Raw genomic sequence first — 23,592 nt, 5'->3', positions numbered from 1 at the left:
CTCAATGGAAGTTCCGCCCTTTGGGCAGCACGGAATGGGCCTCGCGGATGTCCTGCCCGTCCGGCGCGTTCGGCAGGAGGCGGCCTTCGCGCGGAGTGCGGTGAAGGTTGACGCGGCCTTCGGGCTGGGGATGGCGGAACTCGTCGGCGCGCGAGAGAACCGCGCCGAGCGCGCTTGCCGCCTCCACCACCTCGGGCGAGATCGGGCGCTGCAGGGCGCGCTCGTTGCCGTGATAGCGCAGGGGCTTGCGCACATGGTCGGCGGGCTGCAGCGTGTTGGTCTTCGCCAAGCCGCTCCGGGAAAGATGCGCGAGCAGCGGCGAGAGGTCCTCCAGCCGATCCGCCACCAGATGCTGGACGCCATGGTCGCGCTGGAGCCGGCCTGAAATGCGGATGAAGCGCGCGCCCAGCACCACGGACCGGAAGCGCTCGAACACATGCTTCCAGACCACGATATTGGCGACGCCCGTCTCGTCCTCCACCGTGATGAAGACGACGCCCTTGGCCGAGCCGGGACGCTGGCGGATGAGCACCAGCCCCGCCACGTCCACCCGCCGGCCGGGCCGCACCCCCTCCAGGGCCACCGTCTGCGCGATGCCGAGATCGGCGAGATGGCCGCGCAGGAAGGACACGGGATGCGCCTTCAAGGACAGCGACAGGAAGCGGTAGTCGTTCACCACCTCCTCGCCCTCCGGCATCTCCGGCAGGGCGGCCGGCGCCTCGGGCCGCAGGTCGGCCCCGCGCGAGGCGGCAAAGAGCGGCAGATCCTCCACCGGCTCGTCCAGCCCCTGCACCGCCCAGAGCGCTTCGCGGCGCGTGAGACCCAGATCGGTGAAGGCGTCGGCGTCCGCCAGCCGCTCCAGCGTACGGCGCGAAAGGCCGGCGCGCTGGCGCAGATCGTGCAGCGAGCGGAAGGGGCCGGTAGAATCGCGCACCCAGCCGAGCCGGCGCATCTCGCCTTCGCCAAGGCCCTTCACCTGCCGGAAGCCGAGCCGGATGGCGTGGCGCGAGCGGATATCGCGTGCCATCTCGCGGTGGCGCGGGTGGATGCGGCGTGGGTCGAAGCGGGCGGGCTCCATGGTCATGTCCCATGACGAGCGGTTGACGCAGACGGCGCGCACCTCCACCCCATGCTCCTGCGCGTCGCGCACGATCTGCGACGGGGCGTAGAAGCCCATGGGCTGGGAGTTGAGAAGGCTGGCGGCGAAGACATCGGGATAGTGGCACTTGATGAAGGCCGAAGCATAGACCAAGAGCGCGAAGGAGGCGGCGTGGCTTTCGGGAAAGCCGTATTCGCCGAAGCCCTCGATCTGGCCGAAGCAGCGCGCGGCGAAGTCGGGCTCGTAGCCCTTGGCCACCATGCCGGAGATCATCCGCTCCTTGAAATGCGTGACCTGCCCCGTGCGCTTGAAGGTCGCCATGGCGCGGCGCAGCTTGTCGGCCTCGGTGCCGGAAAAGCCGGCCGCCACCATGGCGATGCGCATGGCCTGCTCTTGAAACAGGGGCACGCCATAGGTGCGATCCAGAATCTCGCGAAGCTCCTCGCTCGGCAGCGTGGCATCCTCCAGCCCCATGCGCCGGCGGAGATAGGGATGCACCATGTCGCCCTGGATCGGGCCGGGGCGAACGATGGCGACCTGCACGACGAGGTCGTAGAACTTGTTGGGCTGGAGCTTGGGCAGCATGGACATCTGCGCCCGGGATTCGATCTGGAACGTGCCGAGCGTGTCGGCCCGGTGCGTCATGCGCCAGACCGGGCCGTTCGGCGGCTCGACGGGCAGCGTGTCGAGCGTGGCCGGACGCCCATCGCCCGTCGCCTCGCCAGGATAGAGCTTGTTCAGCATGTCGAAGGCGCGGCGCAGGCACGAGAGCATGCCCAGCGCCAGGATGTCGATCTTCAGGATGCCGAGCGTGTCGAGATCGTCCTTGTCCCATTCCACGATGATGCGGCCCTTGGAGCCGGTGTTGAGCACCGGCACGGTCTCGTCCACCCGGCCGCGCGTCAGCACGAAGCCGCCGACATGCTGCGACAGGTGGCGTGGAAAACCGGCGAGCTGGCGCGCGAAGTCGAGCACGTGGCGCGTCGTGCGGTCCTCGGCCGAGAGCCCCGCTGCCTCGGCCTCTCGCGCGCCGAGATCGCTGGCGGAATAGCCCCAGACCGAGCCGGACAGGGCGCTCAGCGCGTCCTCCGACAGGCCGAAGCACTGGCCGACCTCGCGCGCCGCCGAGCGGGCGCGATAGGTGATGACGGTGGCGGCGATCGCGGCCGAGTCCCGGCCGTAGAAATCGTAGATCCAGCGGATCACCTCGTCGCGCCGCTCGTGCTCGAAATCGATGTCGATGTCGGGCGGCTCGTCCCGGTCGGCCGAGATGAAGCGGTCGAACAGGAGGCCGGCCTTGTCGGGATGCACCTCCGTCACGCCGAGGCAGTAGCAGACCACGGAATTGGCCGCCGAGCCGCGCCCCTGGCAGAGGATCTTCATCTCCCGCGCGGCGTCGACGATGCGGTGGACGGTGAGGAAATAGGGCTCGTATTTCTTCTTCTCGATCAGCGCCATCTCGGTCTCGATCCGGCTCCAGATGCTATCCGGCACGGGCTTGGGATGGTAGCGGCGCACCGCCCCTTCGCGCGCCAGACGCCGAAGCTCCTCGCCCGGTGAAACGGAAAGGCCCAGCGCCTCGTCGGGATAGTCGTATTTCAGGCTGGCGAGATCGAAGCCGAGCTCCTCGAAAAAGCGCCGGGCCTCGCCGATCGCCCCCTCGAAGCCGCGAAACAGGCGCAGCATTTCGCCCTCGTGCTTCAGCCGCCGCTCGGCGTTGCGGGCCAGACGAAAGCCGGCCTGCGCCAGCGGCACATGCTCGCGAATGCCGGTGACAACATCGCTCAAGGGGCGCCGGTCCTCGCCGTGATAGAACGCGTCGTTGGTGGCCAGAAGCGGCGCGCGGCAGGCCTTGGCCAGGATTTGCGCGCGAGCGAGGCGGCGCCGGTCGCCGCCGTCGAGCCGGGGCGCGAGGGCCAGGCGCAGCGCGCCGGGAAAGGCGTGCGCCAGCGGGTTCAACGCCGTGCGCAGGCGCCGCTCGGCCTCGCCGCTCGTCGCCTCGTCGCCGCCCAAAGCGTCTGGGGCGAGAAGCGCCAGGTTCAGCCCCTCTCCCCATTCGAGGAGATCGGCCAGATCAAGATGGCACTCGCCCTTGGGCGCGCGCAGGTTTCCGACCGTCAACAGCCGGCAAAGCCGGCCCCAGGCGGCGCGGTCGCGGGGATAGGCGAAGAGGTCGGGCGTCTCGTCGCGAAACACCAGCCGCGCGCCGGGGCGAAAGGGCATCTCGGCCAGTTCCGCCTGCCCATAGGCCCGCACCACGCCGGCCAGCGTGTTGCGGTCGGCCAGCCCCAGGCCGCCCAGCGCCAGGGCCTTGGCCGCCACCACCATCTCGCCCGGCTGCGACACGCCGCGCAGAAACGAAAAGGTCGAGGCTGCGCCGATCTCGCAAAAGCCCGGGCCGGGCGCAAGGAGCCCCTTGCCGCTCACGCGAAGAGGCCGTGCAGGAACCAGCCGGAGGCGCCGTCCGGCCGCCCCCCTTCGCGGAACATCCAGTAGCGCCGGCCGCCCTCGTCCTCGATGCGGTAATAGTCGCGCTCCGGCACGGCGTCGGCGCGCCACCATTCGGGCGCGATGCGCTCCGGCCCCTCGATCCGCCCGACGCGGTAATGCGCGCGGCGCCAGAGAAACTGGCGGATCGGCCCGTCCGGCACCTCGGCCGTGGCGCTGACCGGCTCGGGCGGCACGAGAAGGCGCAAGGGCCGGGGCGACAGCGGCACTTCGCCTTCTATCGCGCCCGATGCGCTCAGCCATTGGACGCGGTGCTGCGCGCGCTCCGGCCGGTGGCTCTCGTCGGGCTCCAGCGAGAAGATCGCCGCCTCGCCCAGCCGGGTGGACAGGCGGTCGAGAAGATCGGCCAGCGCCTCGCCGCCGCCGGGCCCGTCCTCCTCCGTCAGGCTCGTCTGCCGGTCGTCCATCGCCTCGGTTTCCATCACCGACAGGCGCAGGAGATCGTAGCCGAAGCCGGCGTCGAGATCGTCGCTGATCGATTTCAGCCGTTCGGCGAACAGGCGCTCGATGCGCTCGGGCGCGCGCAGGGGCCGGGCGCTGCGAACCTCCAGCCGCTCCACCCGCCCGTCGACACGGAACAACGCAAGCTCCAGCCGCCGCGCGCCCTCGCCCCGCGCCTCCAGATCGGGCCTCAGATGCCCGGCGAGATGGCGCACGAGGCGCAGGATGTCGTCGGCGAGGCTAACGGGTTCGAACAGGAGGCGCTCGCGCCCGAGCGGGGCGACGTAGCGGCGCGGCTCGATCGGGCGACGATGCCGGCCGGTGAGCGCGTCGAGCCGGGCGAGCAGCGCCTCGCCGAAGCGGCGCGCCAGCGAGGCGCGCGGCAGGGCCAGGAGATCGCCCACCGTCGCGAGGCCGAGGCGCCCGAGCCGGGCGCGTTCCTCGGCATCGATCCGCAGAGCCTGGATGGGCAGAGCGGAGACCGCCGACGCCTCCTCCCCCGCCGCCACGCTGACGCCGGGCCGGTGGCGCGCCAGGGCGCCGGCAAGCGCGGGCTGCGAGGCGAGGCCCCAGCCGAGCGCGAAGCCCTGCGCCCCGAAGCGCAGCGCCACTTCGCGGCACAAGGCCGCCTCGCCGCCGAAGAGATGGGCGCAGCCCGAAATGTCGAGCACGAGGCCCTGCCGCCCGTCGCGCGCGACCAGCGGCGTGTAGCGCTCGGCCGCGTCCGCCAGCGCTTCCAGAAGCTGGCGGTCGGCCCCTCGGTCCATGTCGCAGAGTTCCAGTTCGGGAAAGCGCGCCCGCGCTTCGGCAAGGCCGAGGCCCGGCCGCAGCCCGAGGCCGGCGGCCAGTTCGCACAAGGCCGCCAGCCGGTCCGCCCCGCCCTGGCGCTCGAACAGCGCGAGCGGGGCGAGTTCTCCTTCCGCGCCTTCCACGACCTCGCGCTGCGAGGGGCGCAGGGTGGCCAGCGGCAGCGCGGCGGGCGGGCGGTGGCCGTTGCCCGCTCCCAGGCGCGGCGTCAGCAGCGGCTGGGGAAAACCCGCGTCAGGATGCGCGGCGGCGCGGCTCGCGGGCGCCGTCCCGCACGCTTCCTTCTCCACGCGCCCCTCCTGCTCCAGGCGCCCCTCCTTCTCCAGGCGCCATGAGCGGCCGAACCGCTGCCGGCGCAGCCGGTCCGTCGGGAGGCGTGGAAAGAACAGGCCGAGAAAGCGCGGCGGGACGGATCGTTTCGAATCGACGCTCATGGGGGTTCCACTCCAGACAGACTTGGCCAAGGCGGCCATCGCGGGATTTCTCGATCGAGACGGTGAAGGCGGGCGCGCCGACGAGGCGCTGCGCCTCCAGCCCGACCCCGCTGCGGGGGGTGTCAGCGGCGGGGCCGGCCGCGAGGCGCAGGCGCAGCGGCGCGGCGGTGGATTCGGCAAAGCCGCCTTGGCGCAGCACCACCACCGGCCGCCCGGCGGCGCGCGAGCGCCAATGGAGGCGGCGCGAGCCCTCCAGCGAGAGCTGGGCCGGGTTGTTCTGCACTTCGAGCAGCGTCAGCGCCGGGGCGCCGGAGCGTGCCGCCTCCTCCGCCGCCCAGAGCGCTTCCTCCAGCCGGCGGGCGCGCACCATGACGAGCGCGGCCGGGTCGAGCCCGAAGCCGGCCAGCCCGGGCCGGTAGGGATAGCCGGCATCGGTGAGCGTCGCGGCCGGCGCGATCCAGACCAGCGGTCGGCGCGCCGTGGCGCCGAGCAGCACGGCCAGCGCCAACGCGAAGCCAAGGCCCGCCCCGGCATCGCGCACCGCCTCAACCCGCAGCTCCGACAGGCCGGCCTCGGGAAAGCCGCCGCCGAGCCGATCGTCGATCTCGGCAAAACCGAGCGGGCACACAGGCACGGCAGGACAAAATTCCTCCCCCTCGCCACCCTGTTCGGACCCCGCATCGCCCGTCCCCCGCTCGCTCCAGCGTGGCGGCGCGCGATCCTCGATTCGCCGAATCACCGCGCGCAGATCACCGAGGCGCGGCATCGGCGCCGGTGCTCCCTCCTCGCTTTTTCCCTCGCTCAGCAGCTCGTCGGATAACGCGCCGCAGGGGCCAAGTCTTGATTTTATCGAGCTTTTCTGGAAGGAACGGATGGGCTCCGGCGTATCGGGGGACGCGGTTTCCGGTTTCGCCGCCAGCATGGTCTTCTCCTTCGGACAGCCTGTCTCGCCGCCGAGCGGCACCGTCCGAAACGGCATCTGTTCACTTTATGTTCCTATGGATTCCAGAGGCCTCCCCGCGAGTCAATCGTGCCGGGGTCTGGATTATTTTCCTTCCACACTCCTGACGGCCGCCTGTGGAAAACCACTGGGCTCAAAAGGCGTTTGCAGGGCTGGGATGTGGACAGGGCACGGCCCCGCGCCTTCGTGAAGCGCGGCAGGCTCGCGGGCGACGGTGCGATATGTCACGAAGAGCGGAAGGGCACGGACCGCCGCATCGGCAAGGCCGGGCGGACATCAGGGAAGGACGGGGATGGCTCAGCTCGATCAGGCCAAGGACTGGGGCCGGCGCATGGCGCCGAGCCTGGAGGAGATCGAATCGCTGGCGCTGGACGCCTATGCGTCGCTGCCGCCGGAGTTTCGCGCCCTGTCCGGCGAAATCCGCTTCCATGTCGCCGACTTTCCCGACGACGAGGTGGTGGAGGCGATGAACCTCGAAAGCCCGTTCGACATTCTCGGCCTGTTCGAAGGCCGGCCGGTGGCCGCGATGGCGGTGAGTTCCACCGGCGAGATGCCGAACCGCATCCTCCTCTACCGCCGCCCGATCCTTGACTATTGGGCCGAGCACGAGGAATCGCTGGGCACGCTGGTCGCCCACGTCCTGATCCACGAGATCGGCCACCATTTCGGCCTGTCGGACGACGACATGGAAGCGCTGGAGGCGCAGGCGGACTAAGCCGGCTTAGGTGCCATCACTGCCGGCCACCTGCGCGCCTATCTTCCGAAACGAGGGCGGCACTTCAATAGACAGCTCTCAGCCTCCACTCTGCGCGCCGTGGAGATCCAGCCCCCAGAGCAGGAGGGGCGGGAGGGGGGACCAGAGGCTGGTTCGAAGGCCCGCGTGGCGCAGGGCCTCGGCGGTCCAGGTGTTGCAGCCGAACAGGAGGTTGAAGCCGCCGCGCGCCTCGTAGAAGCGGTCATAGGGGCTGTAGGCGAAGCCCGGCAGGAGCCAGGGGCCGCCGCCGGAATTGGGGTCGGGCTCGAAGCTCGCCTCCACGAAACGTAGGAGCGCTTCATAGGCCGGCTCGCTCAAGGTGACGGGGCGCAGGCCCGGCTCCGTGCCGGCGAGCGCGGGGGCGAGCGAAAGGTGGAGCACCGAGCGGTCATAGGTGAAGGATCGCCAGAGCGCGTCCAGCGAGAGGTCGCGCCATTCCGGCGTCTGCGTATAGAAGGCGCGCCCGCCCCAGCCCACCGCGATGGCGCCGACGCGCGGGTCGTCCAGGGGCAGGCCGTCCCGCGCCAGGAAGCCGAAGCGGGTGAGAAGCGCGGGGGTCGCGGGCAGGAGAATGTCGGTGTGGATGGGATTGGCGGCAAGCACCACCACGACGCTCGCCTCGCCCGGCCCCGGCGGCGCGAAGCCGACGCTGGGCGCGCGGGGGACGACAAGCGCCAGAAGCGCCAGCCCCGAAAAGACAGCCGCAAGGGCGAGAAGCAGAGCGAGGCCGGCGCCGAGCCAGCGCTTCAAGAGCCCTTCGGCCCCCGGCGCCGCATGGCCTCCTCGGCGCGGCGCAAAGCCTCCTGACCCCGGCGCAGGCCCTCCATGCCACGGCGCAGACCCTCCGCGCCCTCGCGAAGACCCTCAGTGCCCCGCTCCAGCCCATCCAGGCCCTGCCGAAGCCCCTCGGCGCCGCGCCGCAAACCGTCCGCGCCGAGCGGAAGCGCCTTCGCGCCCCGCCTCAGCCCTTCGAGGCCGGCCAGAAACGCTTCGCGCAACGGGTCACGCGTGGTCATTGTTCGCCGAGCTTCATGGAGGGATCATAATCCTTGCCCTCAACGAGCTTGGTGACGGGCTGGGCGCATTTCATGACGCCCTCGGCCGCGTCGAACGCATAGGCCGGGCTGCCCGCCAGTTCCCAGCCCTTGGACAGGGCGAGCGAGACCTTGTGGCAGAAGGCGGCGTCGTCGACGCCGGTCAACAGGCGGTAGAGCTTCATGGATGGGTCCTTTCGCGAATGCGGGCGGCGCGGGCGAGGAGGTGCTCGGCCGCATGAAGATGCAGGCGCTCCACCATCCGCCCCTCGTGGCGGATGACGCCGCGCCTGGCATGGGCGGGGTCGGCGAAGGCGGCGACGAGACGTTCGGCGCGCGCGATCTCCTCCGCGTCCGGGGAGAAGGCAGCTTCGGCCGCGGCGATCTGCGCGGGGTGGATCAGCGTCTTGCCGGCAAAGCCGAAGCGGCGCGCCTGACGGCACTCGGCCTCGAAGCCCGCCGTGTCGCCGAGGTCCGACCAGACCCCATCCAGCACCGGAACGCCCGCCGCTTTGCCGGCGACGAGCACGGGGCCGAGCCAGGGCAGAAGCTCCGGTCGGCCCGGCGAAAGCTGGAGATCGGCGGCGGCCACCAGATCGTTCGGGCCGACCACCAGCGCGCCGAGGCGGTGGCGCAGGCGTGTCTCGGCAATGTCGGCGGCGTGGCGCACGCCCTTGGGCGTTTCCACCATGGCCCAGAGGCGAAGTGTCGGGGGCGCGTCCATCTCGGCCAGCGCGTCGTCGGCCTCGCTCAGCCGGCGCGGCGTCTCGACCTTGGGCAGGAGCACGGCGTCCACCTTGGCGGCGCGCGCCATCAGAAGGTCTTCCGTGCCCTCGGGCGTGTCCAGCGGATTGATGCGCACGACGCGAAAGGCGCCACCGGGCGGGCACTCCAGAAGATGGGCGCGCAGACGCTCGCGCGCCGCGTGCTTCTCCGCTTCAGCCGCGGAATCCTCCAGATCGAAGATCACAGCGTCGGCGGCAAGGGTCCGTGACTTTTCCAGCGCCCGGCCATTGGCCGCGGGCACGAACAGAACGGAACGCAGAAGCGGCTCGGGTTCGGTCATGCTCGACGTCTGCCCCATCGCGCGAACGGGTTCAAGCAGCGGCACGCGAAAAGGCCGGGGCGGCGAACCGTCCCGGCCTTGCAATTCCGGCGGCAGGCGCGAGCGCCCGATCGCGAAGGGCGATCAGGCGAGGGTCAGGCCCACGTCCAGATTGCCGCGCGTGGCGTTGGAATAGGGGCAGATCTCGTGCGCGGCGGCGATCAGCTTCTCGCCCTCGGCGGGGTCGACGCCCGGCAGGTCGATCGTGAGATCGGCGGTGATGCCGTAGCCGCCTTCCGAGCGCGGGCCGAAGCCGACTTCCGCCGTCACGGTCGCCTCGGCCGGAACCTTGACGCCGACCTTGGACGAGATGGCGCGCATGGCGCCGAGGAAGCAGGCGGAATAGCCGGCGGCAAAAAGCTTCTCGGGGTTGGCGCCGTCGCCGCCGGGGCCGCCCATTTCCTTGGGAACCACGAGCTTGACGTCGACCGAGCCGTCCTCGGAGCGAGCGGCGCCATCGCGGCCGCCGCCATTGGCCGTGGCCTTGGTCTTGTAGATCACGTCGACAGGCATGGGAAATCTCCTTGGGAAGGGGGAAGGAAACGGGCCGGGACGGCCCGAGGGACGGGAGGAAGGGAACGAGGGAAGGCTTCGCAGGGACGAAGAAGCGAAGAGCAAGGAGGCAAAGACCGGGCAGGCGAAGGCGCGCGCCCAGCGAGCCGCCTTCAGGGCGGAGGCGGGCTAGCCGTCCTGCGCCATCTCCGCCATGGACTGCGCCAGGGCGGCGCGAAAGGCGCGGATCTCGCGGTTCAGGGCGGTCAACTGGTCCATCGTCAGGCCCGAGCCGGACACGAGGGCCGTGCCGAGACAGGCGCTTTCCTCGCTCATGGCGCGGCCGCTCTCGGTGAGCGTCGCCGTCACCTGCCGCTCGTCGGCCGGGTTGCGGCGGCGCGTGACGAAGCCGGAGGCTTCCAAGCGCTTGACCAGCGGCGTCACCGTGCTCGGCTCCAGATCGAGCCGTTCGGCGATGGCGCCGATGCCCATGCCGTCCCGCTCCCACAGAACCGAGAGCACGAGATACTGCGGATATGTGAGCCCCAACCGATCGAGGATCGGCTTGTAGGTGCGCCCCACGGCCATGGAGGCGCCGTAGAGCGAGAAGCAGAGCTTTTCGTCCAAGGTCAGGGGCTGGCGTAAACGCGCCATGATCTCGTTCCTTTCGTTGCCTCGCTTTTATGTTATCTCGATAAACAATGCAACGCGTTTTTTTATCGGGATATTATAAGCCGGCCACACTTTTGCGAAAAGGCTTGGTTCGGAGGCAGTGGCGGGTGTAACGAAGCCGCGAGACCAGACATGCGGCGCCGCGAGGGGGCGCCATCGGATCGGGAAAGGATCGAAGCCATGCAGAAGTTCGACCAGTTGACGGGCGTCGCCGCGCCGCTTCCGATCCTCAATGTCGACACCGACATGATCATCCCCAAGGACTATCTGAAGACCATCAAGCGCACGGGCCTGGGCGTCGGCCTCTTCGCCAACCTGCGCTACAAGGAAGACGGGTCGGAGGACGAGAGCTTCGTCCTGAACCGCCCGGCCTATCGCAAGGCCGAGATCCTGGTGGCGGGAGACAATTTCGGCTGCGGCTCCTCGCGCGAGCACGCCCCTTGGGCGCTCTTGGACTTCGGCATCCGCTGCGTGATCGCCACGTCCTTTGCCGACATTTTCTACAACAACTGCTTCAAGAACGGCATCCTGCCGATCCGCGTCACCCAGGCCGAACTCGACGCGCTGATGTCGGACGCCGAGAAGGGCTCCAACGCCACGCTCAGCGTGGATCTCGAAGCGCAGGAAATCCGCCGCCCGGACGGCGGCACGGTGCATTTCGAGATGGACCCGTTCCGCAAGCACTGCCTCATCAACGGGCTCGACGATATCGGCCTGACGCTGGAGCGCGAAGCCTCGATCACCGGCTTCGAGCAGCGCGTCGGCGCCGAGCGGCCCTGGGCATGAGCGCGGCGGCGCGCCAACTCGTTTCCACCGGCTCGCCCTTCGAGCGGCAGGCCGGCTACAGCCGCGCCGTGGCGCAGGGCCCCGTGTGCGAAGTGTCGGGCACCACGGGCTACGACTACGCCGGCATGACCATGCCCGAAGACGTCGGCGCGCAGACCGAAAACGCGCTGGCGACGATCGAGAAAGCGTTGAAGGACGCGGGCTTCGCGATGAGCGACGTGGTTCGCGTGCGCTACATCGTGACCGATGCCGCCTATGCCGACGCGGTGTTCGCGGTCACCGGCCGCTGGTTCGGCGAGATCAGGCCCGCCGCCACGATGATGGTGGCCGGGCTGATCCGCCCGGAAATGAAGGTGGAGATCGAGGCGAGCGCCCTGCGCGCCGGCTGACCTCCGCCCTTCCGTTTTGTAAGTCCATACTTGAAACCGAAAGCCCGGCCTGGGATCGCATTCCAGGCCGGGCTTTAGTTTGTGGGGGCTTAGAGCCTGTTTGGAAACTCGGCCGGGCCGTCCGACGGTTCTTTTTCGTCGTCACCCTAGGGCGAGACACGCCGCGCGAGCGCGGCAGTGCTGCGCAAGCGCATCAGATGTTTCGCCCGTCTGCATGGAACGTTGCCAATCCTCGCCGATGCCGCTGTCATCGACTGCGTTTGACGCCTCACGACACCCAAAAATCCCTCGCCGGCCCTCCGCCGCCGAGCTTCCAAACAGCCTCGTAGGGAAGCATCGCCCCAGCAGCCGGAGCCTCGGCCTGTTGGGCTATAGTTGTGAAAAAGCCCGGCGCGAGAGATGTCTCGCGCCGGGCTTTTTCCTGTCGATTGATTTGAGGCAGGCTTGGCTCAGCGGCTCATGCGCTCGAAGCCCTCGTCACCGCCGAGATCCAGCGAGAAGCCGCCCTTGCCCGCGCCCGCTGGCGCCGGCCGCGCCAGCGCGCTCGCCGCCTGCGCCTGCAAGCTGTGAACGGGGTTCTCGCCCGCGCCGGTCTCGAACAGGTCCTGGTCCGTCTCCGCGCTCACCGCCACCGGGGTCTTGCCCAGCACCCGCGTGGTCTTGGGCGCGTTTGACTTGGCAGACGTCGGGGCGGACTTCGCGGCCGCCTTGCCCGCCGCCGGGGCCGTGGCCGAGGTCGAGGCTGGCTTGGCCGTGCCGCCCTCGCCGCGCGTCTTCTGCCGCTCCGCCTGCCGGTTGGTTGCCTCGATCTCCACCGCCTCGTCCTGCAGCAGGCGCTCGCGCTCGGCGTCGGTCATGCGGAAGTAGCCCGCCCGCTCCTCCAGACGGCCCGCCTCGGTGGAGAGCTGGTCGGCGGTCGCCGCCATCTCGTTCGCCGCCCCGGCGTTCGACTGCGTCACCTGATCCAGCTGCCCGATCGCCTGGTTGATCTGCTCGATGCCGATCGACTGCTCCCGGCACGCCGCCGAAATCTCCGACACCAGCTCCGCCGTCTTGCGGATGTCCGGAACCAGGCGCTCCAGCCGCGCCCCGGCATCCTCCGCCACCACCAGCGTGCGCGAGGACAAGTCGCCGATCTCGGCGGCTGCGGCTTGGCTGCGCTCGGCGAGCTTGCGCACTTCCGAGGCCACCACCGCGAACCCCTTGCCGTGCTGGCCGGCACGAGCGGCCTCGATCGCGGCGTTGAGGGCCAGCAGGTCGGTCTGGCGGGCGATCTCCTGCACCACGGCGATCTTCTCGGCGATGGCGCGCATCGCCTCGGTGGACTGCGCCACCGCCGCGCCCGTGGTGCCGGCATGCTCGGCGGCCTGGGCGGCGATCTTCTCGGTGGTGGAGGCGTTGTCGGCGTTCTGGCGGATGTTGGCGGTCATCTCCTCGATCGCGGCCGAGGCTTGCTCGGAGGCGGCGGCCTGTTCCGTCGAGCCCGACGACAGGCGGTCGGCGGTTTCGGCCGAGCGGGCCGAGCCGGCGGCCACCAGCGAGGAGGAGGCGCGCACGCCCGAGACGATCTCGGAGAGCTTGGTGGTCATGTCGCCCATGGCGCGCTGCAACTCGGCAATCTCGTCCGAACCCTTGGCCCGGATCGTGTGCGTCAAGTCACCCGAGCCGATCTGCCGGGCGAGGTCCACCGAGCGCTTCAGGCCGCGCGAGATCGACAGGCCAAGCCAGGTCGCCACGACGAGGCCGATCAGGACGGCGCCGCCGATCAGAGCGATCAGGAACAGGCGCGTTTCCGTGAAAGCCGTGTCGGCGCGCTGCACGAAGCCGGCGGCGATATCGGACTCGACCTTCTTCTGCGCTTCGAGCCGGCCCTCGAACTTCTCGGCCAGCGGGATGATTTTGGTGTTGAGCAGCGTGCGGGCGCGACCGTTGTCGTTGGCCACGGCGCCGGCCACCCAGCCGTTCATCGCGTCCTTGAACTGCTCCCAGCGCTTGTCGAGCGAGTTCAGGCGCGCCTGGTAGGACGGGTCCGCCGCCGACTTCAGCTGCTTGATGAAGGCGCCGAACTGCGCCTGGCGGGAGGTGAGAAGCTGCGACAGCGCCTTGAGCTTGGCGTCGTCGGTTTCCACCAGCACCTGATTGGCCGTCATGCGCATTTCGGGAAAGCGCGCGCGCATGTCCGACAGCGTGTTCTGCGAGATCGTCATCAGCGGCGTCTGCTGCCCAGTACGGAAGGCGCTCTGCAGCTGGAGAAGGACGTTGGAAATCTCGACGCCGACCGGGTCGGCTTTCGCCATGGCCTTGATCGCGTCGTAGCGGAAGGTGGTGGAGGCGAGCGGCCGCGCCTCGACGAAGGCCGCCTTCAGCTCGTCCAGCAGCGTCACCATGTCGGCCGCCGCCGGGCGGCTGGCTTCGGGCAGCGCGGCGATATAGTCGGTGAGAACGGTCTGCATCGACTGGATCTTGCTGTCGAAGCGCGCGCCGATCGCCTGGATCTCGTCCGGCTTCTGGCTGAGGATCATGCCCTGGAAGTCGCTTCGCGCGGTGCCCTGCAGGGCGTAGAGCTCGCCCAGGCGCTGCACCTGCCGGAACGGGCCGTCCGTGAAGGCCTCCGTCTGCTGGTTGGACCGGCCGAGCTCCTGCAGCCCGATCGCGCCCGTGGCGGCCAGCATGACGAGAACGGCCGCGAAACCGGCCGCCAGCTTGGTCTTGATGCTCAGTTTCAACGCACTGCCCCCCGATCGCGTGAAGGCGCCGTTTCCGCGTCGCCCGTCCGATGCCATGGGACGGGATGGTTCGCCCCGGCGGGTTGCAAACAGGTTGACGGAGCCCGGTTCCGGGGGAAGGCTTTGCGATCTAAGTCAAGAAAACCCTAAGAGCGCCGAACAGAACCTCCGGGCGGACGGCCGTCGGGAGACCGAGGTTCGGACGCGAGAGGCGAAGCCCGTTGGATGCGGAGCGCAGGGCCAAGCCTTCGCGGCGGCGCCCCGGCAATGAGAGCCGCCCAGCCGACCCCGGAGGTTCTACCGGGCGCCCTCGGCGGATCGCGGACCTCGAGCCCCCCGTTTCGCCGGGCCGGGATGCGGGAGGGGCGCGCCGCGCTTGCGGTCGGCGGGCGCTGCCGCTACGACCCCGGCTGATCCGCCGCGATGTCGGCGCGTTTGAGCAATGGGGACATCCGCATGACCACGCGCAAGCTTCTTCTTCTTCCCGGCGACGGCATCGGGCCGGAGGCCATGACCGAGGTCGAGAAGCTCGTGGCCCTGCTCAACGCCGAGCGCGCTGGCGGCTTCGAGATCGAGCGAGGCCTTGTCGGCGGTTCGGCCTACGACGCCCATGGCGAGGCGATCTCCGACAGCGACATGGCGCGGGCCATGGCGGCGGACGCGGTGCTCTTCGGCGCCGTCGGCGGACCGAAATGGGACAGCGTGCCTTACGAGAAGCGCCCCGAGGCGGGCCTTCTGCGGCTGCGCAAGGACATGGCGCTGTTCGCCAACCTGCGCCCCGCCATCTGCTATCCAGCGCTGGCCGAGGCCTCCTCGCTCAAGCGCGAGCTGGTGGACGGGCTCGACATCCTGATCGTGCGCGAGCTGACGGGCGGCGTCTATTTCGGCGAGCCGAAGGAGATCGTGGATCTCGGCAACGGCCAGAAGCGCGGCATCGACACGCAGGTCTACGACACCTACGAGATCGAGCGCATCGCGAAGGTCGCCTTCGAGCTGGCCCGCACGCGGCGCGGCAAGGTCACCTCCATGGAAAAGCGCAACGTCATGAAGTCCGGCGTCCTGTGGAACCAGGTCGTGACGGAGACCCATGCCAAGGGCTTCACTGATGTAACGCTCGACCACATGCTGGCCGATGCCGGCGGCATGCAGCTGGTGCGCGCGCCCAAGCAGTTCGACGTGATCGTGACCGACAATCTCTTCGGCGACATGCTCTCCGACATCGCCGCCATGCTGACCGGCTCGCTCGGCATGCTGCCCTCCGCCTCGCTCGGGAGCCCGGACGAGGCGAGCGGCCAGCGCCGCGCCATGTACGAGCCGGTCCACGGCTCGGCGCCCGACATCGCGGGCCGTGGCATCGCCAACCCGATCGCCATGATCGCCTCCTTCGCGATGATGCTGCGCTACTCCTTCGCCCTGGTGGAGGAGGCCGACAAGCTGGAGGCCGCCATCGCCGAAGTGCTGGAATCGGGCACCCGCACCGGCGACATCATGGCGCCGGGCTGCCGCGAAGTCGGCACGACCGAGATGGGCGACGCGGTCGCGGCCGCCTTCCGCCGCAAGCTCGCGGCCTGAGCCCATCCACCTCTCGGAAACAAAACCGCCGCCCCGGTCTCCCGGGGCGGCGGTTTTCGTTTTCAGGCTTGAAGGCCGACAGAGCGGATCAGTCCGCCAGATCGACGCCCTTCTTTTCGCGAACGAAGAGAAGGCCGATCACCACCGTCAGCAGCGCGAAGAAGACGGGATACCAGAGCCCGGCGAAGATATCGCCCGTCGAGGCGACGATCGCGAAGGAGGTCGCCGGCAGGAGCCCGCCGAACCAGCCGTTGCCGATATGATAGGGCAGCGACATCGCGGTGTAGCGGATGCGCGTGGGGAAGAACTCCACCAGCGCGGCGGCGATCGGCCCGTAGACGATGGTGACGTAGATGACCATCACGGTCAGGATCGCGATGACCTTCAGTGCCTGGGCAGAGCCGAGCGCGGAGAAGAACCCGTCGACCTTGACCTTCGCCGCGTCGTCGGCCGCCGGATAGCCCGCCGCGACCATGGCCGGGCCGAGCGCGGCGGTGAAGGTCTTGGCGTCGGTGAAGGGGATCGGCGTGCCGCCGTTCACCACGAGCTGCGTCGGGCTTCCCGCCGGGGCGGAGACCTGCGTGTAGCGGAAGGCCTGCTGCGACAGGGTGCGGCGCATCACGTCGCAGGGGCTGGTGAAGGTTCGGATGCCGACCGGGTCGAACAGCGAGCCGCAGGTGGCGGGATCGGCCACGACCTCGGCCCGCACCGTGGCGATGGCGTTGCTGTAGGTCGGGTTGGCGGCCGCCGTCAGCGCCTGGAACAGCGGGAAATAGGTCGCCGCCGCGAGCAGGCAGCCCGCCAGGATCACCGGCTTGCGGCCGATGCGGTCCGACAGGGAGCCGAACACGAGGAAGAAGGGCGTCGCGATGATCAGCGCCCAGGCGATCAGGACGTTGGCCGTCAAGAGATCGACCTTCAGCACCGTCTGCAGGAAGAACAGCGCGTAGAACTGGCCGGTGTACCAGACCACGGCCTGGCCGATCACGAGGCCGAACAGCGCGATCAGGACGATCTTGCCGTTGCGCCAGTTGCCGAAGGCCTCGGAGAGCGGCGCCTTGGACTGGGTGCCCTCTTCCTTCATCTTCTGGAAGATCGGCGATTCATGCATCTGCAGGCGGATGTAGATCGAGACGATCAGAAGCACGATCGACAGAAGGAAGGGGATGCGCCAGCCGCCTGTGAGCCCGAGGAAGAGCGGCTGCGAGGTCTGGAACGCGTCCTCACCCAGATTTAGGCGCAGCGTCACGATGACGAAGAGCGACAGAAGCAGGCCCATCGTCGCCGTGGTCTGGATCCAGGCGGTGTAGAAGCCGCGCCGGGTGCGCGGCGAATGCTCCGCGACATAGACCACCGCGCCGCCATACTCGCCGCCGAGCGCCAAGCCCTGCGCCATGCGAAGCGCGACCAGGATGATGGGCGCGGCGACGCCGATCTGGTCGTAGCTCGGCAGGAGGCCGACCGCGAAGGTCGACAGGCCCATGATGAGGATCGTCAGAAGGAACGTGTATTTGCGCCCGACCAGATCGCCCAGCCGCCCGAAGACCAGCGCGCCGAAGGGGCGCACGAGAAAGCCGGCGGCGAAGGTCAGAAGCGCGAAGATGGCCTGCGTGGCCGGCGGAAACTGCGAGAAGAACTGCCGCCCGATGATCGCGGCGAGCGTTCCATAGAGATAGAAGTCGTACCATTCGAAGACCGTGCCGAGCGAGGAGGCAATGATCACCTTCCGCTCCCGCTTGGTCATGGGCTGTCGTCCGGACGCCGCAGCGGCGTTCGTTGGGTAGCTTGTCACGTGTTCCCTCCCTGGCCGCGTGAAGCGGCGGCACCTCCCAGCGCTGTAGGGAAGGCTACCGAAAGTTGACGAAAAGGGAAGTCGCTCTTCACCCTTTGGTCACAATTGACAGCGTGGTCGCGTTTTCGTGATGGGGAACCCTTTGGCGGCATTCGACATTTCAGAGCCAACGGAACAACGTGGGACGACCAACATGATTCGCAGCATTCTCAAGGCGCTTTTCGTCGGCTGGGTCACGAAGAAGATCGCGGAACGCAGCGCGCGCCGCTCCGCCACCCCGCAGCCCGCAGGCGCGCCGTATCCCGATCGCCGCGCTTAAAGTCCGCTTGCGGTCGATGCCCATGAGGCGCGACCGACGACGAGACTGACGAGACAAAGCCTCCCCTCTCTCCCCCTCCCCTTGGGCCGGCGTCGCACCCCCCGCGACGCCGGCCTTTCTCATTCGGAAGCCGTCCCGTCCTTCAAGCCGCCTCACCCCAACGGGGGAACGGATCGGCCAAGGCACCGAACCGGCTCGCCTCGAACACATCCGCCGGGCCGACGAGGCAGTCGTCCAGCGCTTCTCGAATTGCCGCCTCGTCCATGCCAGCGCCGATGAAGACCAGTTCCTGCCGCCGGTCACCCCAGGGGGCAGTCCAGTGGCGCTGAAGCAGTTCGCGCCATTCCGGCACGTCCGGCCAGCGCTCGCGCGGCACCGCCGCCCACCAGCGCCCGAGGCCGGACACGCGCGCCACCGCGCCCGCGAGCGAGAACTCGCCCACCCAATCCGGCCGCGTCGCCAGCCAGAAATGCCCCTTGGCGCGGATGAGGCCCGGCCAGACCGCCTTCACGAACGTGTCGAAGCGCACGGGGTCGAAGGGCCGGCGCGCCCGGTAGACGAAACTCGACACGCCGTATTCCAGCGTTTCGGGCGTGTGCGTTTCCGGCTCGTAGAGCGCCTTGTACCAGAGCGGATGGGTCTGCGCGGTTTCCTCGTGGAACAGGCCGGTGTCGAGCACGGCCCCGAGCGGCACGCGGCCGAAATCGGTCTCGACCAGCTGCGCCGTCGGGTTCAGCCCCGTCACCACGGCCCGCACTGCGTCAAGGGTCTGCGCGTCCACCTCGGACGCCTTGTTGATGACCACCACGTCGGCGAACTCGATCTGCTCCACAAGGAGATCCACCAGCGTCCGCTCGTCGCTCTCCCCGGCCGTCTCGCCGCGCTCGGCCAGGAGCACGTGCGAGCCGTAGTCGCGAAGAAGGCTGGCGGCGTCCACCACCGTCACCATCGTGTCGAGCCGCGTGCGGTCCGACAGGCTCTCGCCCTTCTCGTCCCGAAACGAGAAGGTGGCCGCGATCGGCAGCGGCTCGGCGATGCCGGTGCCCTCGATCAGGAGATAGTCGTAGCGCCCCTTTTCGGTCAGGCGCTTGACCTCTTCCATGAGATCCCCGCGCAGCGTGCAGCAGATGCAGCCATTGGTCATCTCCACCAGCGTCTCGTCGGTGCGCGACAGGTCGGCCCCGCCTTCGCGCACGAGGTCGGCGTCGATGTTCACCTCGCTCATGTCGTTGACGATCACCGCGACGCGCCGACCCTCGCGGTTGTTGAGAACGTGGTTCAGTAGCGTGGTCTTGCCCGCGCCCAGAAAGCCGGACAGGACGGTGACGGGAAGGCGCGTGTCGTTCGGTGTTTCCTCGCAGCGATAGCGGCCCATCGGGATCTCCATTTCGTAATGTTATATCATAACATAATCGACTTGGGATCGAGGATGCAAGCCGGGAGCGGCGCGATTGACAGGGACGGGCAACGAGAGCATAGGGGGCGTCATGTCCGCGCTTCCGACCAAAACCACGATTACGCCCTGACCCTCGTTCCGCTCGCCCCCGGAACGGGGCTAGAAGCGCATGACGAGTTCTTGAGGGGGGCGAGGAACAGGTCAGACCCATGGGTTACAAGGTTGCAGTGGTCGGCGCGACGGGCAATGTCGGCCGCGAAATGCTCAACATTCTCGACGAGCGCGGCTTCCCCGCCGACGAAGTGGTGGCGGTCGCCTCGCGCCGCAGCCAGGGCACCGAGGTCTCGTTCGGCGACAAGACCCTGAAGGTCAAGGCGCTCGAGCTCTTCGACTTCTCCGACGTCGACATCTGCCTCATGTCCGCCGGCGGTTCGGTCGCCAAGGAATGGGCGCCCAAGATCGGCGCGCAGGGCTGCGTCGTGATCGATAATTCCTCGGCCTTCCGCTACGATGCCGACGTGCCGCTGATCGTTCCGGAAGTGAACGCCGACGCCATTTCCGGCTTCACGCAGCGCTACATCATCGCCAATCCGAACTGCTCCACCGCCCAGCTCGTCGTGGCCCTCAAGCCGCTGCACGACAAGGCGACGATCAAGCGCGTCGTGGTCTCGACCTACCAGTCCGTTTCGGGCGCCGGCAAGGAAGGCATGGACGAGCTGTTCCAGCAGAGCCGCGCGGTGTTCGTGGCCGATCCCGTCAGCGCCAAGAAGTTCACCAAGCGCATTGCCTTCAACGTCATTCCCCATATCGACGTCTTCATGGAAGACGGCTCGACCAAGGAAGAGTGGAAGGTCATGGTCGAGACCAAGAAGATGCTCGACCCGAAGATCAAGGTGACCTGCACCGCCGTGCGCGTTCCCGTCTTCATCGGCCATTCAGAGTCCGTGAACATCGAGTTCGAGAACCCGATCACCGCCGACGAGGCGCGCGCCATACTGCGCGAGGCGCCGGGCTGCCTGGTGATCGACAAGCACGAGGACGGCGGCTACGTCACGCCGCTCGACACGGCGGGCGAGGACGCGACCTATATCTCGCGCATCCGCGAGGATCAGACGCTGGAGAACGGCCTCAACCTCTGGGTCGTCGCCGACAACCTGCGCAAGGGCGCCGCGCTCAACGCCATCCAGATCGCGGAACTCCTGATCAACCGCAAGCTGCTGGGCGCCAAGCGCAAGGCCGCCTGAGACCCGTCCGCTTCTACAGACGACCGAGCGGCGCCCCATGGGGCGCCGTTTTCGTTTGGCCGCAGGTGTATCGGAAGGGATCAGCCGCCCGCGCCGACTCGGGCAAAGTCGAAGACAAGCTTGAGATTGAGCGCCACGATTAGGCCCGCGATCAGGATGGCGATGCCGAGCAGCCAGGCAGGGGCGCGAAATGCTCCCATCTTGGCGCGGTCGCGCGACATCATGACGAGCGGCACCACGGCGAAGGGAAGCTGCATCGACAGGATGACCTGGCTGAAAACCAGAAGCTCGCCGGCGCTCGCCTCGCCATAGGCGATGATGATGCCGGCCGCCGGCAGGATGGCGAGGCCGCGCGTGATGAGGCGCCGCAGGACCGGCGAGATGCGAAGGCGCAGGAAGCCTTCCATGACGATCTGCCCGGCCAGCGTCGCGGTGACCGTGGAGGACAGGCCCGAGGCGAGAAGCGCGACTGCGAAGAGGATCGGGGCCAGCGCCGCGCCGAGAAGCGGCGCCAGCAACGAATGGGCCTCTTCCAGATCGCCCACCGTGCCCTGGCCGGTGGCATGGAAGGCGGCCGCCGCCAGGATCAGGATCGAGGCGTTGACCAGCAGCGCGAAGCCGAGAGCGAGGGTGGAGTCGGCGGTGGCGAAGCGGATCGCCTCGCGCTTGCCCGCCTCGTCCTGGCGATAGGCGCGGGTCTGCACGATGCCGGTGTGGAGGTAGAGATTGTGCGGCATGACGGTGGCGCCGAGAATGCCGAGCGCGAGATAAAGCTGCCGCTCGTCCGTGACGATCGAGCTGGCTGGCAGGAAGCCACTGGCCACCGCCGCGATCGAGGGCTGGGCGAGCAGCAGCTGGCCTACGAAACAGATCGCGATCACCAGGATCATGGTCGCGACGAAGGCCTCCACATAGCGAAAGCCGCGCGACTGGAGCCAGAGGATCACGAACACGTCGAGCGCGGTGACGAGCACGCCCCATTCCAGCGGCAGGCCGAACAGGAGCTTCAGCGCGATCGCCGTGCCGATGACTTCGGCGAGGTCGGTCGCGACGATGGCCAGTTCCGCCAGAATCCAGAGGCCGAAGGAGACGGGCCTGGGATAGGCGTCGCGGCAGGCCTGGGCGAGGTCGCGGCCCGTCGCAATGGCAAGGCGCGCGCAGAGCGCCTGGAGGACGATCGCCATCAGCGAGGAGAGGAGCACCGCAAAGAGCAGCGTATAGCCGAACTCGGACCCGCCGGCGAGCGAGGTCGCCCAGTTGCCGGGGTCCATGTAGCCGACGGCCACGAGATAGCCAGGGCCGAGAAACGCGAGGAAGCGGCGCAGCATCGTCCCGCCCTCCCCCACCCCGACGCTGCGATAGGACTGCTGCAGCGAGCCCTCCGCCCGCGCGCGGGCGAACCCGTCGGTGCGAGGCGGAGGAATGGGCGTGGAATTGCTGGTCTCGACATCGACGCGTGCCATGCGGAAACGGTCCTCATGCGGGGCTGGGCAGCGGGGAAGCTAGGGAGAAAGCCGCTGGGCGTCAATGCAAATGCGAATGATTTGCAAGAAAAGGTGGAAGGGTTGTAGAATTAGGGCAAGACGGGTGTCGGCGCGGCTCGGCGAAGGGAGGCGATCGGAGGTGTTTGGGCCGGGCAAAAGGTCGATCCACGTCTGGCCAAAGCGTCTCGCGCCGCGCCGCGTTTGCTTGTAGAGAGCAGGAATGACCACGGCGAACAAAGCGCTCGATTACGAGTCCCTGTTGCGCGAGGCGGGTGTTCGGATCACCCGGCCTCGAAAGACGATCCTGCGCATCCTGAGCGAAGGGGGCGACCATCCCGACGCGCTCGAAATCTTTCGCCGCGCCTCGGCGATCGACCCCTCGATCTCGCTGTCGACGGTCTATCGCACCATGCGCCTTCTGGAGGAAAAGGGGGCGATCCACCGCCATGCCTTTGCCAACGGCCCCTCGCGCTTCGAGCAGGCCGACAGCGCCCATCACGATCACCTGATCGACATGGACACGGGTGCGGTAATCGAATTTCGCTCCGAGCGGATCGAAGCCTTGCAGGACGAGATTGCTCGCGAGCTGGGGTACGAAATCGTCTTCCACCGGCTCGAACTCTATGGGCGCAAGAGCGGCGGCTGAGCGTCTGTCGAGGCATCGTCAGCGGAGGTGCGGCGCGGATTTTCCGGGCACCATGGGGCGCTGAACTTAAGCGACACCAGCGCCCCCTGCGCGGATAGGCAACGGTGGAAACCGCCCGGTCGGACCAACCCGGCGGAATTTCCCCAATAGGCTTCGAAACCGTAGAGACAGGAAAGCCCGCCACGCGGCGGGCTTCCCCTCGAAAAATCGCTCAGACCAGCTTGGCGTCGAGCGAGACCTCGATGGCGCCGAGCGCCTTGGAGATCGGGCAGCCTTCCTTGGCCTTGGTGGCGAGCTGCTGGAACGTGGCGTCGTCGATGCCGGGCACCTTGGCTTCCAGCGTGATGGCGCTGGAGCGCACCTCGAAGCCGCCGGCGGCGGCCTGCTCGACGCTGACCACGGCGCGCGCCTTCAGCTCGTCGGCGGGCGTGCCGTTCTCGGCCAGGAAATGCGAGAGCTGCATGGCGAAGCAGCCGGAATGGGCGGCGGCCAGAAGCTCTTCGGGGTTGGTGCCGGACTTGCCGGTCTCGTCCTCGAACCGGGCCTTGAAGGAATAGCCGTGGTTGTCGAGCGCGCCGGACTGGGTCGTCAGACTTCCCTTGCCGGTTGCCAGCGCTCCGTTCCAGATGGCGGTTGCATGACGCTTCATCATTGTCTCCTTCGAATGGGTCGGGACGGCGCGGCCCGCCGTCCCGGGGGTCCATGCCCCTGTTCGGCCCCGCGCCGCGTCCCGTCGGGTCGCGCGCAGGACATCCCGGCAGGGTTTTGGGGCGCGGCGTCGCGGTTTCCAGCGCCGCAACGCTTCATTTACGAAAGACCTGTGAGAGTGGAGGATGGCGTAGGGCCGCCAAAGGGCGGGTCTGACGCGGCGCGGCGCCGCCTCGCGCCCCGCCGAAGACCCGCGCCGCCCGGCTATAAAACGGCCCGCCCG

At 68.6% G+C, this 23,592-nt stretch carries 21 protein-coding genes; 7 read left to right on the top strand and 14 right to left on the bottom strand.

Annotated elements, in window-relative coordinates; all coding sequences use genetic code 11:
* Position 1: 1 nt before the first annotated feature.
* The 3 genes from M673_RS02575 to M673_RS02565 are packed head-to-tail and all read right to left on the bottom strand — an operon-like array spanning position 2 to position 6,055.
* Positions 2–3,526 (bottom strand): error-prone DNA polymerase, encoded by a 3,525-nt coding sequence (locus M673_RS02575; protein WP_061973338.1) that lies wholly within the window; start codon positions 3,524–3,526, stop codon positions 2–4.
* Entirely contained in the window at positions 3,523–5,145 is a 1,623-nt protein-coding gene (locus M673_RS24010; protein ID WP_244493272.1) for a Y-family DNA polymerase, read from the bottom strand. Before M673_RS24010 ends, M673_RS02575 begins: the two co-directional genes overlap by 4 nt.
* Positions 5,090–6,055, bottom strand: coding sequence for an ImuA family protein (locus tag M673_RS02565; protein ID WP_061973337.1), 966 nt, complete (start codon positions 6,053–6,055; stop codon positions 5,090–5,092). The genes M673_RS24010 and M673_RS02565 overlap by 56 nt, the downstream gene beginning before the upstream one ends.
* A 487-nt stretch (positions 6,056–6,542) precedes the next feature.
* Here M673_RS02565 and M673_RS02560 point away from each other — a divergent pair, with 487 nt between their 5' ends.
* Positions 6,543–6,965, top strand: coding sequence for a metallopeptidase family protein (locus tag M673_RS02560; RefSeq protein WP_061973335.1), 423 nt, complete (start codon positions 6,543–6,545; stop codon positions 6,963–6,965).
* 78 nt (positions 6,966–7,043) lie between these two features.
* Here the strand turns inward: M673_RS02560 and M673_RS02555 are convergent, their stop codons facing one another.
* The 6 genes from M673_RS02555 to M673_RS02530 all read right to left on the bottom strand — a co-directional run bounded on the left by M673_RS02555 (position 7,044) and on the right by M673_RS02530 (position 10,289).
* A complete protein-coding gene (locus M673_RS02555; RefSeq protein WP_061973333.1) occupies positions 7,044–7,754 on the bottom strand; it encodes a TIGR02117 family protein in 711 nt (236 codons plus the stop codon).
* Positions 7,751–8,020, bottom strand: a complete 270-nt coding sequence (locus tag M673_RS02550) for a hypothetical protein (protein ID WP_062215220.1) — start codon at positions 8,018–8,020, stop codon at positions 7,751–7,753. The genes M673_RS02555 and M673_RS02550 overlap by 4 nt, the downstream gene beginning before the upstream one ends.
* A complete protein-coding gene (locus M673_RS02545; protein ID WP_061973330.1) occupies positions 8,017–8,223 on the bottom strand; it encodes a DUF1737 domain-containing protein in 207 nt (68 codons plus the stop codon). Before M673_RS02545 ends, M673_RS02550 begins: the two co-directional genes overlap by 4 nt.
* Complete coding sequence (locus M673_RS02540; RefSeq protein WP_082639593.1) at positions 8,220–9,104, bottom strand: HpcH/HpaI aldolase/citrate lyase family protein; 885 nt, start codon at positions 9,102–9,104, stop codon at positions 8,220–8,222. The genes M673_RS02545 and M673_RS02540 overlap by 4 nt, the downstream gene beginning before the upstream one ends.
* Positions 9,105–9,227: 123 nt before the next feature.
* Positions 9,228–9,656: an organic hydroperoxide resistance protein gene (locus M673_RS02535; RefSeq protein WP_061973327.1), complete on the bottom strand. Its 429-nt coding sequence runs from the start codon at positions 9,654–9,656 to the stop codon at positions 9,228–9,230.
* A gap of 168 nt (positions 9,657–9,824) precedes the next feature.
* A complete protein-coding gene (locus M673_RS02530) occupies positions 9,825–10,289 on the bottom strand; it encodes a MarR family winged helix-turn-helix transcriptional regulator (RefSeq protein WP_061973325.1) in 465 nt (154 codons plus the stop codon).
* Positions 10,290–10,487: 198 nt separating this feature from the next.
* On the opposite strand from M673_RS02530, the gene leuD reads away from it, so the two are divergent.
* Together leuD and M673_RS02520 are read left to right on the top strand one after the other, a co-directional pair.
* Positions 10,488–11,093: a 3-isopropylmalate dehydratase small subunit gene (gene leuD / locus M673_RS02525; RefSeq protein ID WP_061977604.1), complete on the top strand. Its 606-nt coding sequence runs from the start codon at positions 10,488–10,490 to the stop codon at positions 11,091–11,093.
* Positions 11,090–11,482 carry a RidA family protein gene (locus tag M673_RS02520; RefSeq protein ID WP_061973323.1) on the top strand — a complete coding sequence of 131 codons (393 nt, stop codon included), beginning with the start codon at positions 11,090–11,092 and terminating at the stop codon, positions 11,480–11,482. The genes leuD and M673_RS02520 overlap by 4 nt, the downstream gene beginning before the upstream one ends.
* Before the next feature lie 449 nt (positions 11,483–11,931).
* Here M673_RS02520 and M673_RS02515 read toward each other — a convergent pair whose 3' ends face one another.
* The gene (locus tag M673_RS02515) at positions 11,932–14,208 is read right to left on the bottom strand and encodes a HAMP domain-containing methyl-accepting chemotaxis protein (protein WP_061973322.1); all 2,277 of its coding nucleotides are present in this window, start codon (positions 14,206–14,208) and stop codon (positions 11,932–11,934) included.
* Positions 14,209–14,664: 456 nt separating this feature from the next.
* Here M673_RS02515 and leuB point away from each other — a divergent pair, with 456 nt between their 5' ends.
* Positions 14,665–15,780: a 3-isopropylmalate dehydrogenase gene (gene leuB, locus M673_RS02510; RefSeq protein WP_061977602.1), complete on the top strand. Its 1,116-nt coding sequence runs from the start codon at positions 14,665–14,667 to the stop codon at positions 15,778–15,780.
* A gap of 88 nt (positions 15,781–15,868) precedes the next feature.
* On the opposite strand, the gene M673_RS02505 is transcribed toward leuB, so the two are convergent.
* Positions 15,869–17,524 (bottom strand): MFS transporter, encoded by a 1,656-nt coding sequence (locus tag M673_RS02505; protein ID WP_061973321.1) that lies wholly within the window; start codon positions 17,522–17,524, stop codon positions 15,869–15,871.
* Positions 17,525–17,714: 190 nt separating this feature from the next.
* Between M673_RS02505 and M673_RS24485 the strand changes: the two genes are divergently transcribed.
* On the top strand, positions 17,715–17,891 hold the full coding sequence (locus M673_RS24485; RefSeq protein ID WP_156421141.1) for a hypothetical protein: 177 nt from the start codon (positions 17,715–17,717) through the stop codon (positions 17,889–17,891).
* A 142-nt stretch (positions 17,892–18,033) separates the two neighbouring features.
* On the opposite strand, the gene M673_RS02500 is transcribed toward M673_RS24485, so the two are convergent.
* On the bottom strand, positions 18,034–19,266 hold the full coding sequence (locus tag M673_RS02500; RefSeq protein ID WP_061973320.1) for a GTP-binding protein: 1,233 nt from the start codon (positions 19,264–19,266) through the stop codon (positions 18,034–18,036).
* Positions 19,267–19,496: 230 nt separating this feature from the next.
* Here M673_RS02500 and M673_RS02495 point away from each other — a divergent pair, with 230 nt between their 5' ends.
* Positions 19,497–20,531, top strand: coding sequence for an aspartate-semialdehyde dehydrogenase (locus tag M673_RS02495; protein WP_061973319.1), 1,035 nt, complete (start codon positions 19,497–19,499; stop codon positions 20,529–20,531).
* Between the two features lie 80 nt (positions 20,532–20,611).
* On the opposite strand, the gene M673_RS02490 is transcribed toward M673_RS02495, so the two are convergent.
* Entirely contained in the window at positions 20,612–21,994 is a 1,383-nt protein-coding gene (locus tag M673_RS02490; protein ID WP_061973318.1) for an Nramp family divalent metal transporter, read from the bottom strand.
* 241 nt (positions 21,995–22,235) lie between these two features.
* On the opposite strand from M673_RS02490, the gene M673_RS02485 reads away from it, so the two are divergent.
* Positions 22,236–22,661, top strand: a complete 426-nt coding sequence (locus tag M673_RS02485; protein ID WP_061973317.1) for a Fur family transcriptional regulator — start codon at positions 22,236–22,238, stop codon at positions 22,659–22,661.
* 211 nt (positions 22,662–22,872) lie between these two features.
* Here M673_RS02485 and M673_RS02480 read toward each other — a convergent pair whose 3' ends face one another.
* Positions 22,873–23,310: an OsmC family protein gene (locus tag M673_RS02480; RefSeq protein ID WP_061977598.1), complete on the bottom strand. Its 438-nt coding sequence runs from the start codon at positions 23,308–23,310 to the stop codon at positions 22,873–22,875.
* Positions 23,311–23,592: the final 282 nt, after the last annotated feature.

The sequence above is a fragment of the Aureimonas sp. AU20 genome (assembly GCF_001442755.1).
Lineage (GTDB): Bacteria > Pseudomonadota > Alphaproteobacteria > Rhizobiales > Rhizobiaceae > Aureimonas.
Note: the sequence above shows the minus strand (reverse complement) of the source record. Positions and strands in the feature narration are given on the sequence as shown.

Bases quoted from the DNA above. Each gene is read 5' to 3' on its own strand.
- leuB (WP_061977602.1), top strand. From the start codon at position 14,665: ATGACCACGCGCAAGCTTCTTCTTCTTCCCGGCGACGGCATCGGGCCG.
- M673_RS02530 (WP_061973325.1), bottom strand. From the start codon at position 10,289: ATGGCGCGTTTACGCCAGCCCCTGACCTTGGACGAAAAGCTCTGCTTC.
- M673_RS02495 (WP_061973319.1), top strand. From the start codon at position 19,497: ATGGGTTACAAGGTTGCAGTGGTCGGCGCGACGGGCAATGTCGGCCGC.
- M673_RS02535 (WP_061973327.1), bottom strand. From the start codon at position 9,656: ATGCCTGTCGACGTGATCTACAAGACCAAGGCCACGGCCAATGGCGGC.
- M673_RS02560 (WP_061973335.1), top strand. From the start codon at position 6,543: ATGGCTCAGCTCGATCAGGCCAAGGACTGGGGCCGGCGCATGGCGCCG.
- M673_RS02520 (WP_061973323.1), top strand. From the start codon at position 11,090: ATGAGCGCGGCGGCGCGCCAACTCGTTTCCACCGGCTCGCCCTTCGAG.
- M673_RS02500 (WP_061973320.1), bottom strand. From the start codon at position 19,266: ATGGGCCGCTATCGCTGCGAGGAAACACCGAACGACACGCGCCTTCCC.
- leuD (WP_061977604.1), top strand. From the start codon at position 10,488: ATGCAGAAGTTCGACCAGTTGACGGGCGTCGCCGCGCCGCTTCCGATC.
- M673_RS02490 (WP_061973318.1), bottom strand. From the start codon at position 21,994: ATGGCACGCGTCGATGTCGAGACCAGCAATTCCACGCCCATTCCTCCG.
- M673_RS02505 (WP_061973321.1), bottom strand. From the start codon at position 17,524: ATGACCAAGCGGGAGCGGAAGGTGATCATTGCCTCCTCGCTCGGCACG.
- M673_RS02565 (WP_061973337.1), bottom strand. From the start codon at position 6,055: ATGCCGCGCCTCGGTGATCTGCGCGCGGTGATTCGGCGAATCGAGGAT.
- M673_RS02545 (WP_061973330.1), bottom strand. From the start codon at position 8,223: ATGAAGCTCTACCGCCTGTTGACCGGCGTCGACGACGCCGCCTTCTGC.
- M673_RS02550 (WP_062215220.1), bottom strand. From the start codon at position 8,020: ATGACCACGCGTGACCCGTTGCGCGAAGCGTTTCTGGCCGGCCTCGAA.
- M673_RS02485 (WP_061973317.1), top strand. From the start codon at position 22,236: ATGACCACGGCGAACAAAGCGCTCGATTACGAGTCCCTGTTGCGCGAG.
- M673_RS02480 (WP_061977598.1), bottom strand. From the start codon at position 23,310: ATGAAGCGTCATGCAACCGCCATCTGGAACGGAGCGCTGGCAACCGGC.
- M673_RS02540 (WP_082639593.1), bottom strand. From the start codon at position 9,104: ATGACCGAACCCGAGCCGCTTCTGCGTTCCGTTCTGTTCGTGCCCGCG.